Source organism: Streptomyces yangpuensis, from assembly GCF_001005295.1.
GTDB classification, from domain to species: Bacteria; Actinomycetota; Actinomycetes; order Streptomycetales; family Streptomycetaceae; genus Streptomyces; species Streptomyces yangpuensis.
In genome coordinates, this window is sequence record NZ_LBMK01000002.1 from 126,931 (window position 1) to 140,578 (window position 13,648).

The following is a 13,648-nucleotide window of genomic DNA, read 5'->3' on the forward strand; positions in this document are numbered from 1 at the left end:
TTGTTGAGGAGGACGCAGCTGCCGGAGGGGCCGTTGACGGTGACGGTGGTGGCCTGGTTGTTGTCGAGGTTGGTGACCTTGAGCCTGGTGCCGACGGGGAAGGTGCCGCTGGTCGCCGCCGGCGGTCCGGCCTCACCCGACAGCGTCACCGTCGACCCCTGACACACCACGTCGGGGGCGGCGGCGTTGCCCGTCGCCATCGTGACGATCACCCCGCCGGCCACCAGGGCTCCTGTGGTGACAGAGAGCACGAGCTTCTTCGTAGAACTCATCGTCCGCTTACGGGACATGAACACTCCTCGATCAGATGGTCAATGCCTCCCCGTTTCCTGAATACGCCCGTCGTCACCAGCGGATTCAGTTCTTGTCGCCGTGTTACAAATCCGGCGGGCGCCGGGGATCCGGCTGCTCCGCACGGCCCGCCGGGCGGGCCCTGGGCGGCCGGAAGCCGCCCGAAGGCGCAGGTCGCCGCCCCTGCTGCCGGGGCGGACCGACACGCGCGGCGCCCGCGCCGGCCCTCGGGAGCGCCGCCGGGACGACCGGGCCGCACGGATCCTTTAAGGCTCAGTTGATCCCGTCTTAATGCTCCGCGGGGTCAGGGGCGGGTCGCCCGGACGATCCAGGTCGCGGAGGCGTAGCACACGCCGTCACCCGTCTCGTGGGCGGTGAGGGTGGCCCTCAGATCGTCGACGGCACGACGCCGGCCCTCCTCGTCGAGACCGTCGAGCAGCCAGCCGAGCAGGCCCAGTGTGAACCGCTCCGCGTCGGCCGCGGCCGCACCGAACCACATCGCCTCTTCGTGCGGCTCCAGCACGACGTCGGCGAAGCCGGCGGCGCCCAGTACGCTCCGCACCCGGTCCGGCTCGGCCAGCGAGAACGGCCCGGGAACGCCTGGCGGGGGCCCGGTCATCGGACGTCCCGCGGCCAGGGCCCCGGTGAACGCGAGGAACCACTCGTTCTCCGCCGCCGCCTGCCACACCAGCTGTACGAGGCGGCCGCCGGGGCGCAGCGCACCACCGATGTTGCGGAACGCGGCCACCGGGTCGGCGAAGAACATCGTCCCCGTCCGGCTCACGGCCACGTCGAACGACGCCGCGGGAAAGGCGTGGTTCTGGGCGTCCGCCTGCACGAACTCGGCGTTGGGCAGGCCCTCGGCCGCCGCCCGCCGCCGTGCCTCCCGCAGCATCGCCGCGGACAGGTCCACGCCCACCGCCAGGCCGCCGCTCGCCCGCCGCGCCGCCGCTCGGGTGGTCTCGCCGGTGCCGCAGCCGATGTCGAGCACCCGGTCGGAGGCGGACACGTCGGCCGCGGCCAGGAAATGCGGGAGATAGGCGCGTACCGCGCGGTCGAACCGGTCGGCGTGCTCCGCCCAGTACGTACCCTCCTGCCCGTCCCAGGCAGCCGCCTGCTCGGCGTTCGAGGGATCGACCCGAGGAGTGCTGTTCATGGCCACCACCTCCCGTGGTTCCGGGGCGTCGGCCGGCGCCGTCAGGCGTGCGGCAGGGTCTGTTCGGACCACACGGTCTTGCCTCCCATGGTGTATCGGCTGCCCCAGCGGTGCGAGAGCTGGGCGACGATGTACAGGCCCCGGCCGCCTTCCTCGGAGTTGCGCGCACGGCGCATCCGGGGCTGGGTGTTGCTGGAGTCGGAGATCTCGCACGTCAGGGTGTCCGCCCGGATCAGGCGGAGCCGGACGGGGCCGCCTGCGTACCGGATGGCGTTGGTGACCAGCTCGCTGACGATGAGTTCCGTGCTGAAGGAGAGTTCGTCGAGGTCCCAGGCGGTCAGCTGCGCGAGGACGAGATGGCGGGCGTCGGCGACGACCGCCGGGTCCGCATCGAGCAGCCACGTCGCGATGGACGTGGCCTCCACCACCCGGGTGCGGGCCAGCAGCAGGGTGACGTCGTCCCTCAGCCTGCCCGGCGGCAGCCCTTCCACGATGTCGTGCCGGGCCTGGCGCAGCGGCCGGCCGAGTACGTCCGAGCGCAGCAGCCGGTCCGCGAGGTCGCGCATGCCGTGGTCGATGTCCCCCTCCCCGCGTTCGATCAGGCCGTCGGTGTACAGGGCGAGGACGCTCCCCGGCGCCAGCTCGCGCTCGACCGGCTCGAAGGGCCAGCCGCCGACCCCCAGGGGCGGGCCGGGGCTCAGCTCGACGTACTCCACGGTTCCGTCCGGGCTGACCACGGCCGGGGGCGGGTGGCCGGCGCTGGCCATGGCGCAGGTTCGGGTGACCGGGTCGTACACGGCGTACAGGCAGGTGGCGCCGGCCGGGCCGCCGGGCAGCGGAATGCCCGCGTCTGTGTCGTCGGGGTCGTCGCTCTCGGCCTCGGAGGCGAACTGCACGACCATGTCGTCCACGTGCGCGAGCAGTTCCTCGGGCTCCAGTTCCAGGTCCGCCATCGCCCGAACGGCGCTGCGCAGGCGTCCCATCATGGCCGTGGCGTGCAGTCCGTGGCCGGCGACGTCCCCGACGACGAGGGCGACACGGGCCGACGACAGCGGGATCACGTCGAACCAGTCGCCGCCCACTCCGCTGTCCGCGTCGGCGGGCAGGTAGAGACCGGCCGCCTCCACTGCGGGCTTCTCCGAGGTGGCGGGCGGCAGGAGGCTGCGCTGCAGGCCCACGGCGGTGCGGCGTTCCTTGGTGTAGCGCCGGGCGTTGTCCACGGCGACGGCGGCACGGGCGGCGATCTCCTCCAGCAGCGCGAGGTCGTCCTCCTCCGGCGGGGCGGCGTCGCCCGTGCGCCAGAGCGTGAGCCGGCCGAACCTGATGCCCCGGGCGCACAGCGGGGCCGTCATCGCCGAGTGCGCGCCCGGCACGGCCGTCGCCCATTCGGGGGCCGCGTCGTCCCCGGAGCCCCCGGAGCCCCCGGAGCCCGCGGGCCGGTCCCCGAGGCCGGTGATCAGCTCCCCTTTGCATTCCCGCCCTTCGGGCCCGTCCGGTCCGGGGGTGGCGAGGGGCGCCGCGAACCGGGCCGTCCCGGTGCGCAGCGCCTCCGATTCCGCTCCGGCGACGGCCATCCGGATCAGGGGCAGGGCGAGCTGTCCCTCGGCGGGCGGTTCACCGCCGGTCAGCACGGTCTCCGCGAGGTCGACCGCGGCGCAGTCGCCGAACGCGGGCGCCAGGACCTTCACCAGGTCCTCCACGGTGCGCAGGACGGACAGGGAACCGCCCAGCGCTCCGGTCGCGCGGTACAGCAGGTCCAGGCGTCCGCGCGCCCGTTCGTGGTCGGTGACGTCGGTGAACACGGCCGCCACCCCCATCGGGTGGCCCTCGGGTTCCTGGAGCCGGAACGCCTGGACGGTCACGATCCGGCCGGCTCTCGGGTCGTCGAGGGTGCGCACGGTCGTGTTCAGGCCGACCAGGGGGATCCCGGTGTGGACGACGTCCCGCAGCCGGTCGTCGATGATCCGTGCGTCCTCGGCCCACAGGAAGTCGGCCAGCCGCCGCCCGTACAGTTCGACGGGCACCCCGGTGTACGGCAGCAGGTGCGAGTTCGTCCGCAGCAGCCGCAGGTCCCTGTCGAAGACGGCCAGGCCCACCCGGCCCTGCAGGAACAGTTCGTGGGTGAAGGCGTTGTCCTGCCGCCACCGGGCGACCAGTTCCAGGGCCGCGCCGAGCACCAGGAACCGGGCCGCGTTCCCGTGCGCGCCGTCGGTCAGCGGGATGACGCGGAAGCCGATCTCCAGCGCGCGCCCCGAGCCGTGCCGCAGTGAGGCGCGGCCCTCCCAGCCCGCCCGGTCCCCCTGCCCGGCGCCCTGCGCCAGCACCGCTTCCCAGCTGTCCGGGTCCGTGAGCAGGTCGCGTGCGGGGCGGCCGCACACCTCCGCCGACCGGCGCTCCAGGAGGGTTTCGGCCGCCCGGGTCCAGGCGACGACCGTCCCGGCGCCGTCCAGCAGGGCTGCGGCCGTGTTGGTGACAGCGAAGGGGTAGTCCTGGTTGCTCTCGGTGGCGCGCATGCGTGCCCATCTCGTCCGCCGGTCCCGCTGTCCTCATGCTGGTCGATGTCCGCAACGGCAGCCAGAGGCGTTGCGCCGTCCGGTGCCGCTCCGGGCATCAGTCCCAGTGTCCCGCGGACACCCCGCAGGCAGGAGGGCCGCGTGACCGGCGGGCCGCCAGCCTAGTGCTGTGACCGGAAAGGTTCACCGGGTCACGGCGCCCGGCACGGCACCTCGCCGCGTTGTCGGACCACGCAAGTACGTCCAGTACGAGACGTGGCCCTCCGCCTTGCGATGCACCGCACCGGACACCGCGGCCCGGCAAACCTTTCCGGTCACAGCACTAGGGGCAGCTGATCCGGGCATCCCCCGGGTCGGTGGTGCAGGTGTCGGTGCCGAGGCCGCCGTTCGCTGTGTCGTTGCCGGCGACGGAGTCGACGGTGCCCAGCCGGTCGTTTCCGTAGTTGCCCAGGAGGGTGTCGTTCCCGGCGTCGCCGTTCAGGGTGTCGTCGCCGTATCCGCCGTCTACGGTGTCGTTGCCCGCTCCGCCGTGGACGGTGTCGTTGCCGTAGCCGGGCCGGATCGTGTCGCTGCCGCCGAGTCCGCAGACCACGTCCGTGAAGAAGCCGCCGTTCAGGGTGTCCGCGCCGCTGGTGCCGATGATCGTGCAGCCGCGGGCGTTGTTCACGGCGGTGTTGGCGGTGGCCCGGTCGTTGCCGGGCACGGGGTCGGTCTCCGCCGCGTCCGCCGTGGCGGTGTCGGAGAGGGTGCCGGTGCTCCGGGGCTCGGCCACCACGCTCACGGTGGCGGAGGCACCCGCGGCGAGGGTCCCCAAGGTGCAGTTCGCCCCGGTCGCGGTGGTGGTGCAGCTGCCCTGGCTGGGCGTGGCCGACAGGAGGGTACCGCCGGCTCCGGTCAGGGTGTCGGCCAGCGTGACGGCCGTCGCGGGGGTGGTGGAGGTGTTGCGTACCGTGACCGTGTAGGTCGCCTGGTCGCCGATGCTGACCGTGGCGGGGCCGGACAGGGTGACGGCCAGGTCGACGCCGGCCGGGGGCGGGGGAGTGGTCCCGCCGCCCTCGTACCGGGCGAGCGCGAAGTCCTCGCCGGCCCCGCCGCCGCCCGCGGCGACGAGCCTGCCGTCGGGCAGCAGCGCCACCGAGCGGGCCAGGTCGGCGCCCCCGAGGTCGGTGCTGACGGCGCCGTCGCCGCCGAAGCCCGTGTCCGGGCTGCCGTCGGTGGTGTACCGGGCCAGCGCGAAGTCGCCGTTCCCGCCGCCGGCGGCGACGAGCCTGCCGTCGGACTGCTGGACCACGTCGTACGCGGAGCCGCCGCCCTGGGGGCCGCCGAGGTCGGTGGTCACCCGGCCGTCGCCGCTGAAGCCCGTGTCGGGGGTGCCGTCGGCGTGATAGCGGGCCAGGGCGAAGAGACCAGGGCTGGAGCCGCCGACGGCGACGATCCTGCCGTCGGACTGCACCACCACGTCCTGGGCGGTGTCCATGGAGCCGAAGTCGGTGGTCGTCCGGCCGTCGCTGCTGAAGGTCGTGTCGGGGCTTCCGTCTGGGTTGTAGCGGGCCAGCGCGAAGTCGCGTACGAGGCCCTCGGTGGTGTCGCCGGCGGCGACGATCCTGCCGTCGGGCTGGAGCGCTAGCCCGTACGCCGTGCTGCCCTCCTGGAGGCCCCCGAAGTTGGTGAACACCTTGCCGTCGCCGTCGAAGGTGGTGTCGAGGCTGCCGTCGGCGGCGTTGTACCGGGCCAGGGCGAACATCCCGCCGACACCGCCGGCGGCGACGATCTTGCCGTCGGCCTGCACCGCAACGTCGGAGCCCTGGTCGGCGCCACCGCCGCCGAGGTCGGTGACCGCCTTGCCGTCGCCGTCGAAGGTGGTGTCGAGGCTGCCGTCGGGGTTGTACCGGACCACCGTGAACCAGGCGACGCCGCCTTCGAGGTTCTCGCTGACGCCGACGACGACGATCTTGCCGTCGGCCTGGAGGGCCACGCCCTCGGCGCTGTCGGAGCCGCCGGCGATGTCGGTGGACACCGTCCCGCCGTCGCCGAAGGTGGTGTCGAGGCTGCCGTCCGGGTTGTAGCGGACCGCCGCGAAATTGCCGAAGAAGTCCGTCGCGTCGCTGCCGACGGCGACGACCTTGCCGTCGGGCTGCACCACCGTGTCGGCGGCGGCCTCCGCGGCACCGAGGTCGGTGGTCACCACCCCGTCGCCGCCGAACGAGGGGTCCAGGTCGCCCGGGGCGGCCAGCGCGGCCCCGGGCAGGGCCACGACGAGCGCCAGGCCAAGGGCCACCGCAGTGCCGATCCGGTCCGCGCGGCGCCGGCGGCCGCCTCGCGCGAGTCGTGTCCGGTCCCTGCGCGCACCCCATGTGAACGTCGACATCCAGACCCCTCTGCCGCTGCTCGCCCTGTCTTCGGTCACTCCTCGTGACGGGCCACAGCTTCCGGCCACCACGCCGGCGGGGCCGTGACGGCTCGCCGCACGCGCTACGCCGCGTACGGCGGTTCCACCCGACCGCCGTACACCATCACCGGGACGGACACCCGGAGGCACCTGGACACGGAGATAGTTAGCTGCCATATTTGTTTCATGATGAAGAGCGTGACCAACGGCGAGGCGCCCACCCTGGATCAGGCCAGGCGGCAGGTCGAGCACTACGGCCTGGACGCCGATCCGCAGGCGGTGCTGGTCGCCGTGCGGCTGATCTCGGCGGGCGCGAGGGTCGGCCGGGCGGCCGAGGTGCACTTCGCCAGGTTCGGCCTGTCGACGGGTCGCTACCGCCTGCTCGCCGATCTCGAGGACCACGGCGGCGAGAAGTCCCCCTCCCGGCTCGCCGCCGACCTCGACGTCTCCAGGGCCACGGTCACCGGCCTGCTGGACGGTCTGGAGAGGGAAGGGCTCGTCGCCAGGCGGCCGTCGGCGGAGGACGGCAGGGGTACCGTCGCCATCCTGACGGCGCGGGGGGCGCAGCGCCTGCGTGACATGGCGCCCGAGCATTTCGGGCGGCTGGAGGCGATGGTGGGCGGGCTCTCCGTGGCGGAGCGCACGGTGTTTCTCGACCTGCTCGCCCGCGTGGTGCGTGGCAGCGAGGCTCTGGCCGACGACTGATCCGCCGCCCGATCCGCCGTCCGGCCCGCTCCGTCGGGCCTGCTCCGTCAGGCCTGCCCGTCCGGCTCGTCCGGCCCCGTCCTTTCGGGCAGGGCCTTTTTCTTCCCCCAATAGTTAGCTGCCTAATCATCGGGGCCGGAACGTCCGGCCCGGTCCCGCCCACTTGCCCCACCCGAATGAGAAAGGGTCGTCATGACCGCAACGCAGGACAGAACCGGCCGCAGCCGGGCGACGCCCCGGCCCTTCGCCCTGTGGCGTGAGGTGCTGACCGCCTACGCCGCCCCCGCCCTGACGGCCGGGGCCGTCAGCCCCCGGCTGGAGCGCCTGCGGATCTACCTGCCCGTCTCCGCGGCTCTCGCCGCCACGATCGTCACCCTGCGCTGGCGGAGCACCCTCGCGACGCCCCGCAGGTGACCGACCCCCGGGCGGCGGAGTGCCGCCGCCCGGAACCACCAGGAACCAGAAACCAGAAACCAGAAACCAGAAACCAGGAACCAGGAAACGAGGAAACCGGATGATCGCCGTCATGGGAGCGACCGGAGCGACGGGCAACGCCGTGCTCCACAGCCTCCTCGCGCTCGGTGCACCCGTCCGCGCGCTGACCCGTACCCCGCACGACCCGATACCCGGCCTCACCGGCACGCAGGGCCCGCGACCGGAGGTCCGGTACGCGGATGCCGCGGACGCCGGCTCGCTGCGCACCGCCTTCGAGGGCGCGAGCCGGCTCTTCCTCGCCATGGCCAACGGCCCCGCGCAGGTCGAACTCGAAACCCGCGCCCTCGACATCGCGGCCCGGTCCGGGATCGCACACATCGTCAAGATCTCCGCGCCCGCCGCCGAACCCGACTCCCCGGTCGCCGTCTCCCGCGGACACCATGCCGTGGAGCAGCACCTGCGCACGCTCGGGGTGAGTCACACCGTCCTGCGCCCCTACGCGTTCATGCAGAACCTGCTGCGGTCGGCCCCGGGAATCGCCCGGGGCGTGATCCTCGGCGCGATGGGCGACGCCCCCTGCAACTACGTCGACTGCAGGGACATCGGCGACGTCGCCGCTGCTGCGCTCACCCGGCCCGGCATCGCAACCGGCCCCTACGCCCTCACGGGTCCGGAAGCCGTCTCCCACCCCGAACTCGCCGAGCGGCTCAGCGTGGTGACGGGACATCGGGTCCGCTACGTGAGTCTCAGCCCGGAGGAGTTCCGCGAACACCTCGTCCACCGGGCCCATATGCCTGCCTGGCTCGCCGACCATGTGGCGGCGATCCAGCAACTCGCCGTCGCCCGGCCCGAAATCCCCACCGACACGGTCGCCTGCATCCTCGGCCGACCGCCCCGGACCCTCGACGCCTTCCTCCACGAGAACCGCCACCGTTTCCGCCCGCAGGCCGCCGGCCCGGGGCCCCGCCCCGGGGGGCAGCACAGCCTAGGTTCTGTCTCTTTGGTCAACGTCGGGTCCAGATGAGGATGCCCGCGAGGTGGAGTGCGGCCTGGTAGGCGATGCCGAGTTCGTCCGTCCGTGCGACCAGGCCGCGCCACTGCTTGATCGGCTGCGCCAGCAGCGGGCTGACCAGCAAGACCACCTGGCTTGCGGCGGGTGGGGCCAGCCGTTGGCCGTGATCGCGTGTGGGTGAACACCCTGCTCGGGTTCCAGCGCGACGGGCCCCGGTGCCAGGCTGGCGCCGCCGACTGGGGTCGGAGTCGTAGCCAATGCCGGCGCCTATTGGGCCGATTGGGTGGTCGTATCGGCGAAGCGACCCCTGCGAACTGGAGCTCTGTGATCTTCTTGCCGCCGATCCCCAGTTGGGGAACCGTGCGAACTGAGGACTCTTATGACGTTCAAGAAGTGGGTCAAAAAGGCCTGCTCGGTCACCGCGCCCGTGGCGGCCTCGGCCATGCTGGTTGTCGGCTTGTCCACCAACGCCCAAGCCGCCACCGGCACTCTGACCTGGCAGGGAGACCAGGGCACTCAGTGGACCTGGAAGAACCCGCCGAGCGGCGTGTGCAGCAACTTCGGTGGCAACACGGTCGCCCTCAAGCCCCACAACAACACAGGGGAATGGCTCACCGTGTACACCGAGTTCGGATGTTCCGGCTCCAGGGCTCTGATCGGCCCCGGGGCCGCCACCTACAACTGGACCGCGTACTACAGCTTCCGGTACTAGGCATTCCCTCGTCGATCACGCCTGGAGCCAGATGAGGGTGCTGGCCGGGGTGATAGCCGCGAGGTACCGGTCGGCAGCTTGCCGTAGCGGGCGGTGATACCCCGCCACTGCTTGAGGCAGTGGAAGCAGCGTCCGACGACGTTGCGGCGTCGATAGGCGGCCCTGCCGAGGCCGCAGGGCCGTTCGCGGCGCCGGCGTCGGCCCGCGAGCCGGCCGACGCGCTCGGGGATGGTGCCTTGATTCCGCGTCTGCGCAGCAACCTATGGCGGCGCGGAATCCGGCGGTCATCCCGCAGCCATCCGACCAGGTCGGCCACCGCCTGCGGCGGGGACGTCGAGGGGGCCGCCCGCCAGGCTTCGACCGCGAGGCCTACAAACAGCGGATCACGGTCGAGCGGTGCATCAACCGGCTCAAGCAGTGGCGCGGCCTGGCCACACGGACGGACGAACTCGCCATCGCCTACCAGGCCGCACTCCACCTCGCGGGCATCCTCATCTGGACCCGACGTTGACCAAAGAGACAGAACCTAGTGCTGTGACCGCATAGGTTCGCCGGGTCGCGACGCCGGGCACGGCACCTCGCCGCGTTGTCAGACCGCGCAAGTACGTCCAGTACGAGCCGCGGCCCTCCGCCTTGCGATGCACCGCACCGGACGCCGCGCCCCGGCAAACCTTTCCGGCCACAGCACTAGGACCTGTCCGGTCGATCACCCGACCACCCCGGACAGCCGTCATCACTCGCCCGCAGGACGCTCCCTTGTTACGCGATCGCGTGCTCGGGTTCAGCAGGGGCGCCCGCTTCCGCTACTTCGGCGGCCTCGGCCTCTCGTGCCTGCGGGGAAAGGTCGAAGGAGAGGGCCTCGCCCGGGGTGACGGCAGGGCCACCGTCGACCGGGATGGTGACCAGCGCCTCGCCGGTCCTGACGTCCTCCAGCACGACCTGGGCATCGGAGTAGTAGCCGATTTCGAGGGTCTCGGTGAAGGTCTTGCTCCGGTTCAGGCCCCCGGCCTGGAGGATGGTGTTGATGCCGGCGTTCCAGAAGTGGTGTCCGTTGTGCCGGGGGTTGTAATTCATGGCGACCCGGCCCTCGACCGTGGCCGCGTAGGTGACCTTGACCTCCATGGTGCCGCGGGTGGCGACCAGTGTGGCCTTCACCGCCTGACCGGGGTCGAGCCAGACCTCCACTCCGGTTTCCGAGCCCAGAGTGATCGTCTGGCTCTCGGTCTTCGACTGGCCCCAGGTGTGTGTGTAGCTCATCGTGGTCTCGCCGCCGGCGCCGGTGCCCAGGAAGCCGATCTCGTAGGAGATCGACTGTTCCAGCGAGAAGCTGTTGGTCGAGGACCAGGTGTTGCTGACCGTGTTGGACACCTCCTCGGTGATCTTGACGTGGAATTTGCCGCCTACGCTGGAGTCGTTACGGAACGTCGCGGTCTTCACGGTCGTCGGCTTGCTGCTGATCCCGAGAATCTCGGCCTTGGTGGCCTTCAGGATCGTGGTGGTCTGCTGCCACCCGTAGCGGTTGTACAGGTCGTGGTCGGTCGGGCTCTTGATCCAGGCGCCATTGGGGCGCCGTCCCATGTACTTGGTGCACGCGTCCGTGATGCTGCCCCAGGGCCAGTTGAACCCGTCCCGCTCGCTGTCGGTGATGACGTGCTTCTGCTGGCCGATGGCGTTGACGACGGATTCGGCCTCGCTGTCGCCGGCGGTGACCTTGGTGGAGAACGGCGTCACGACTGCCATGTGTCTTCTCTCTTTCTACTTGCCGGTCCAAGGCGGCGCTTCCCACTTCGTCGCGTTCCCGTCACCGCACAGATGTGTGGCACCGGGGCCTGCTGTCGGCTCCGGCACGCACCTCAGCGGCGTGCTGCATCCTCTCGGCGGCATCGGACGCACCAACGCTCTCCCCGGACGGCACGACGCATCTCTTCGAAACGATGGGCGAGATACGCATGGATCAACGCCTCCTTGCTGCGGCCCCAGCCTCCTCCTCGGACAACCCCCAGCGCCAGGAAAACGGGCTGATGTCCGCCAATTAGCCCAGATCGCCGTTAACGTCGCGCCTGCTCCTGGGGTCCCTCGGGGAACCCACCGGCCGCATCGGACGCGGAGCAAGTCCGGCCCGGTTGCCTGCGTTCCGCCCTCGGAACATCCCCACCAGCGGCGTACGCCCCCGGCTGTGAAGCAGCCACATGGTCGACCGGACAAGTCCTAGACGGGGCAGGGGCGGTATTCCAGGGCGAGCTCGCGGTCCACGGCGTAGCTGGTGCGCATGGAAGCGTCGGTGACCTTCTGCCAGGAGCCGTACTTCACGTACAGCTGGTCGGCGGTCGGCCCGAGGGGGTTGCCGTACTTGGCCGTGTTGCGTTCCTCCAGGATCCGGACCTCCTCGGGGGTCATGCCCGCGCGCGTGATCTCCTTGGCCTGATTGCGCATGTCGACGAACTCCCGGGCGATCTCCTCGTCGGAGGCGCCGGCTTCGCGCATGTCGGCCTCGGTGCGGTGCATGGCTTCCAGCAGGTCGTGGTAACGGATCCGGGTGCGCTGCGCCTCGACCTTCTCGTCCATGGGCAGGACGCGGATACGGCACACGACCGGATCGGTGCTGGGGCAGGGGTCGTTCGCCGGGACGGGCGGGGCCAGCGGTGCGGTGATGATCGAACCGCAGGCCTCAGCGGCGGTGACGGCGGTGGTCCCGCCCGTGGTCAGCAGGGCGACGGCGGCCACGAGGGGCAGGAGGACGCGGCGGGGGAGGGTCGGGGAAAGTCGCATGCGGGCATCCTCGGGCCGGCTTGCCCCGGCTCCGCGCCGACTCCGCCTGAGTGCTCCTGGCTCACTCGAACGTGGGCTGACGGGGCGTTTCGCCATCCCGCCGAACGGGCCCGCACCGGGGTGGGAGCCGGGCGCCGGGAGCCGGGCGGTGGAGCGGCCGTCCGTTCTACGCGCGTGGGACCGTTCGGATCCTCGTCGGATGCCACAAGGGGCCCGGACTGCGACTGGATCATCGGCCACACCTGCTCCCGGAGCGGAATCAATCCCTCCCATCCCGGGGGATGATTCCGGCCACCGGGCCGCAGGGCACCCCTGGCTGGGTGCGCCGTGCGCGGCGCCACCCAAGCGACACCAGGGGAATACGCTCGTGCGACGAAAGATCTTCGGGCCGGCCGCCACCGCGGTCGTACTCGGCCTCCTGCCGCAACTCTCCGGATGCGGCGCCGCGGACGGCGGTGGGGGTGACGGCGGCACGCTCCGGCTGGTGGCCGCCGAGTACGGCGACACCCCGGCCACCAGTTCCAAGGCGTACTGGGACAAGGTGACGGGCGCCTTCACCGAGGCCAATCCCGGCATCAAGATCGAGGTCCGGCTGCTGCCGTGGGCCGACATCGACCGCGAGGTCTCCCGCATGGCCGGCAAGGGCGAGGCACCCGACGTGGCGCTCATGGGCTCGTACTCGGACTTCGCCGCGCAGGGCAAGCTGTACTCCGCGGAAGAGCTCCTCTCCGTCGGCGCCGAGGCGAACTTCCTCCAGCCGCTCGCCGAGGCGGGCACCTTCGACAGCCGCCTGTACGGCCTGCCCTTCGTGGCGAGCAGCCGCCTGCTCTTCTACAACGAGGCGCTGTTCGCCAAGGCCGGCGTCAAGGAGGCCCCCAGGACCTGGTCCGATCTGAAGGCCGCCGCCAAGGCCCTCAAGGACAAGGGCGTGAAGTACCCGTACGCGCTGCCGCTCGGACCGGAGGAGGCACACGCCGAGGCGCTGATCTGGGAGCTGAGCAACGGCGGCGGCTACGCCGACAGCAGCGGCAACTACAGCCTGGCCTCCGACCAGAACGTCAAGACCTGGCAGTGGGTCAGGGACAACCTGGTCACCCCCGGCCTCGTCGGGCCCGTTCCGCCGTCCGGGACGAACCGGGCCGACGCCTTCGCCGCCTTCCTGCGCGGTGAGGTCGGCATGCTCAACGGTTACCCGTCGCTCGCCCACGAGGCGGCGGCGAAGGGCATCGGCGTCGGCACCGTGGCCATGCCGGTCTCGGACTCGCTGGGCAGCGAGGAGAGCCCGCCGACCGTGGGCGTCGCCGACTGGATGGTGGCCTTCAGGCAGAACGGCAAGCGCGAGGAGATCGGCAGGTTCCTGGAGTTCGTCTACCAGGACAGGAACCTGTCGGACTTCGCGGGCCGCTACCACCTGCTGCCGGCCACCGCCTCCGCCGCGCGGACCCCGGCCGGCGGCGGCCTCAGCCGGACCGACGAGGACTTCCTGAACGCGCTGCGGACGGCCCGGCTCTATCCGGTGAGCGACCCCTCGTGGCTGGCGGTCAGTGACGCGATCAAGCGCAACATCGGCCGCGCCGTGGAGCCGGGCGGCGACCCGAAGGCCGTCCTGGAGGACATAGCCGACAAGGCCGAGGAGGCCGAGGAGGCCGCGGGCGGGAGCTGACCG

10 protein-coding genes and 3 pseudogenes are annotated in these 13,648 nt (G+C 71.7%); 6 read left to right on the forward strand and 7 right to left on the reverse strand.

The features are described 5' to 3' along the window. From AAT21_RS38665 to AAT21_RS05950, 4 genes and pseudogenes are all read right to left on the reverse strand, one after another. Positions 1 to 197 (reverse strand): annotated as a pseudogene (locus AAT21_RS38665) (hypothetical protein); the annotation flags it as partial. Between the two features lie 398 nt (positions 198 to 595). Continuing rightward, positions 596 to 1,447 carry a class I SAM-dependent methyltransferase gene (locus AAT21_RS05940; RefSeq protein WP_046777080.1) on the reverse strand — a complete coding sequence of 284 codons (852 nt, stop codon included), beginning with the start codon at positions 1,445 to 1,447 and terminating at the stop codon, positions 596 to 598. A gap of 41 nt (positions 1,448 to 1,488) precedes the next feature. After that, positions 1,489 to 3,960, reverse strand: coding sequence for a SpoIIE family protein phosphatase (locus AAT21_RS05945; protein WP_046775721.1), 2,472 nt, complete (start codon positions 3,958 to 3,960; stop codon positions 1,489 to 1,491). A 322-nt stretch (positions 3,961 to 4,282) separates the two neighbouring features. Then, positions 4,283 to 6,328, reverse strand: a complete 2,046-nt coding sequence (locus AAT21_RS05950; RefSeq protein WP_079025477.1) for a DUF11 domain-containing protein — start codon at positions 6,326 to 6,328, stop codon at positions 4,283 to 4,285. 207 nt (positions 6,329 to 6,535) lie between these two features. On the opposite strand from AAT21_RS05950, the gene AAT21_RS05955 reads away from it, so the two are divergent. The 3 genes from AAT21_RS05955 (at position 6,536) to AAT21_RS05965 (ending at position 8,513) form a co-directional block, all read left to right on the forward strand. Beyond that, entirely contained in the window at positions 6,536 to 7,054 is a 519-nt protein-coding gene (locus AAT21_RS05955) for a MarR family winged helix-turn-helix transcriptional regulator (protein ID WP_046775722.1), read from the forward strand. A gap of 192 nt (positions 7,055 to 7,246) precedes the next feature. Then, complete coding sequence (locus tag AAT21_RS05960) at positions 7,247 to 7,468, forward strand: hypothetical protein (RefSeq protein ID WP_046775723.1); 222 nt, start codon at positions 7,247 to 7,249, stop codon at positions 7,466 to 7,468. A 100-nt stretch (positions 7,469 to 7,568) separates the two neighbouring features. Further along, a complete protein-coding gene (locus tag AAT21_RS05965; protein WP_079025478.1) occupies positions 7,569 to 8,513 on the forward strand; it encodes an NmrA family NAD(P)-binding protein in 945 nt (314 codons plus the stop codon). Here AAT21_RS05965 and AAT21_RS36555 read toward each other — a convergent pair. Further along, a pseudogene (locus AAT21_RS36555) lies at positions 8,494 to 8,595 on the reverse strand (IS5/IS1182 family transposase); the annotation flags it as partial. The gene AAT21_RS05965 and the pseudogene AAT21_RS36555 sit on opposite strands and share 20 nt — an antisense overlap. Positions 8,596 to 8,880: 285 nt before the next feature. Here AAT21_RS36555 and AAT21_RS05975 point away from each other — a divergent pair. Both AAT21_RS05975 and AAT21_RS05980 read left to right on the forward strand, forming a co-directional pair. Continuing rightward, positions 8,881 to 9,213 (forward strand): hypothetical protein, encoded by a 333-nt coding sequence (locus AAT21_RS05975; protein ID WP_046775724.1) that lies wholly within the window; start codon positions 8,881 to 8,883, stop codon positions 9,211 to 9,213. A 257-nt stretch (positions 9,214 to 9,470) separates the two neighbouring features. Beyond that, positions 9,471 to 9,724: pseudogene (locus AAT21_RS05980) on the forward strand (IS5/IS1182 family transposase); the annotation flags it as partial. A 248-nt stretch (positions 9,725 to 9,972) separates the two neighbouring features. Here the strand turns inward: AAT21_RS05980 and AAT21_RS05985 are convergent. Both AAT21_RS05985 and AAT21_RS05990 read right to left on the reverse strand, forming a co-directional pair. Continuing rightward, positions 9,973 to 10,953, reverse strand: coding sequence for a hypothetical protein (locus AAT21_RS05985; protein WP_052757664.1), 981 nt, complete (start codon positions 10,951 to 10,953; stop codon positions 9,973 to 9,975). A gap of 468 nt (positions 10,954 to 11,421) precedes the next feature. Further along, the gene (locus AAT21_RS05990) at positions 11,422 to 11,982 is read right to left on the reverse strand and encodes a hypothetical protein (RefSeq protein ID WP_046775725.1); all 561 of its coding nucleotides are present in this window, start codon (positions 11,980 to 11,982) and stop codon (positions 11,422 to 11,424) included. A gap of 367 nt (positions 11,983 to 12,349) precedes the next feature. Between AAT21_RS05990 and AAT21_RS05995 the strand changes: the two genes are divergently transcribed. Next, positions 12,350 to 13,645, forward strand: coding sequence for an extracellular solute-binding protein (locus AAT21_RS05995; RefSeq protein ID WP_046775726.1), 1,296 nt, complete (start codon positions 12,350 to 12,352; stop codon positions 13,643 to 13,645). The last annotated feature ends 3 nt before the right edge of the window (positions 13,646 to 13,648 follow it).

Bases quoted from the DNA above. Each gene is read 5' to 3' on its own strand.
- AAT21_RS05940 (WP_046777080.1), bottom strand. From the start codon at position 1,447: ATGAACAGCACTCCTCGGGTCGATCCCTCGAACGCCGAGCAGGCGGCT.
- AAT21_RS05945 (WP_046775721.1), bottom strand. From the start codon at position 3,960: ATGCGCGCCACCGAGAGCAACCAGGACTACCCCTTCGCTGTCACCAAC.
- AAT21_RS05950 (WP_079025477.1), bottom strand. From the start codon at position 6,328: ATGTCGACGTTCACATGGGGTGCGCGCAGGGACCGGACACGACTCGCG.
- AAT21_RS05955 (WP_046775722.1), top strand. From the start codon at position 6,536: ATGATGAAGAGCGTGACCAACGGCGAGGCGCCCACCCTGGATCAGGCC.
- AAT21_RS05960 (WP_046775723.1), top strand. From the start codon at position 7,247: ATGACCGCAACGCAGGACAGAACCGGCCGCAGCCGGGCGACGCCCCGG.
- AAT21_RS05965 (WP_079025478.1), top strand. From the start codon at position 7,569: ATGATCGCCGTCATGGGAGCGACCGGAGCGACGGGCAACGCCGTGCTC.
- AAT21_RS05975 (WP_046775724.1), top strand. From the start codon at position 8,881: ATGACGTTCAAGAAGTGGGTCAAAAAGGCCTGCTCGGTCACCGCGCCC.
- AAT21_RS05985 (WP_052757664.1), bottom strand. From the start codon at position 10,953: ATGGCAGTCGTGACGCCGTTCTCCACCAAGGTCACCGCCGGCGACAGC.
- AAT21_RS05990 (WP_046775725.1), bottom strand. From the start codon at position 11,982: ATGCGACTTTCCCCGACCCTCCCCCGCCGCGTCCTCCTGCCCCTCGTG.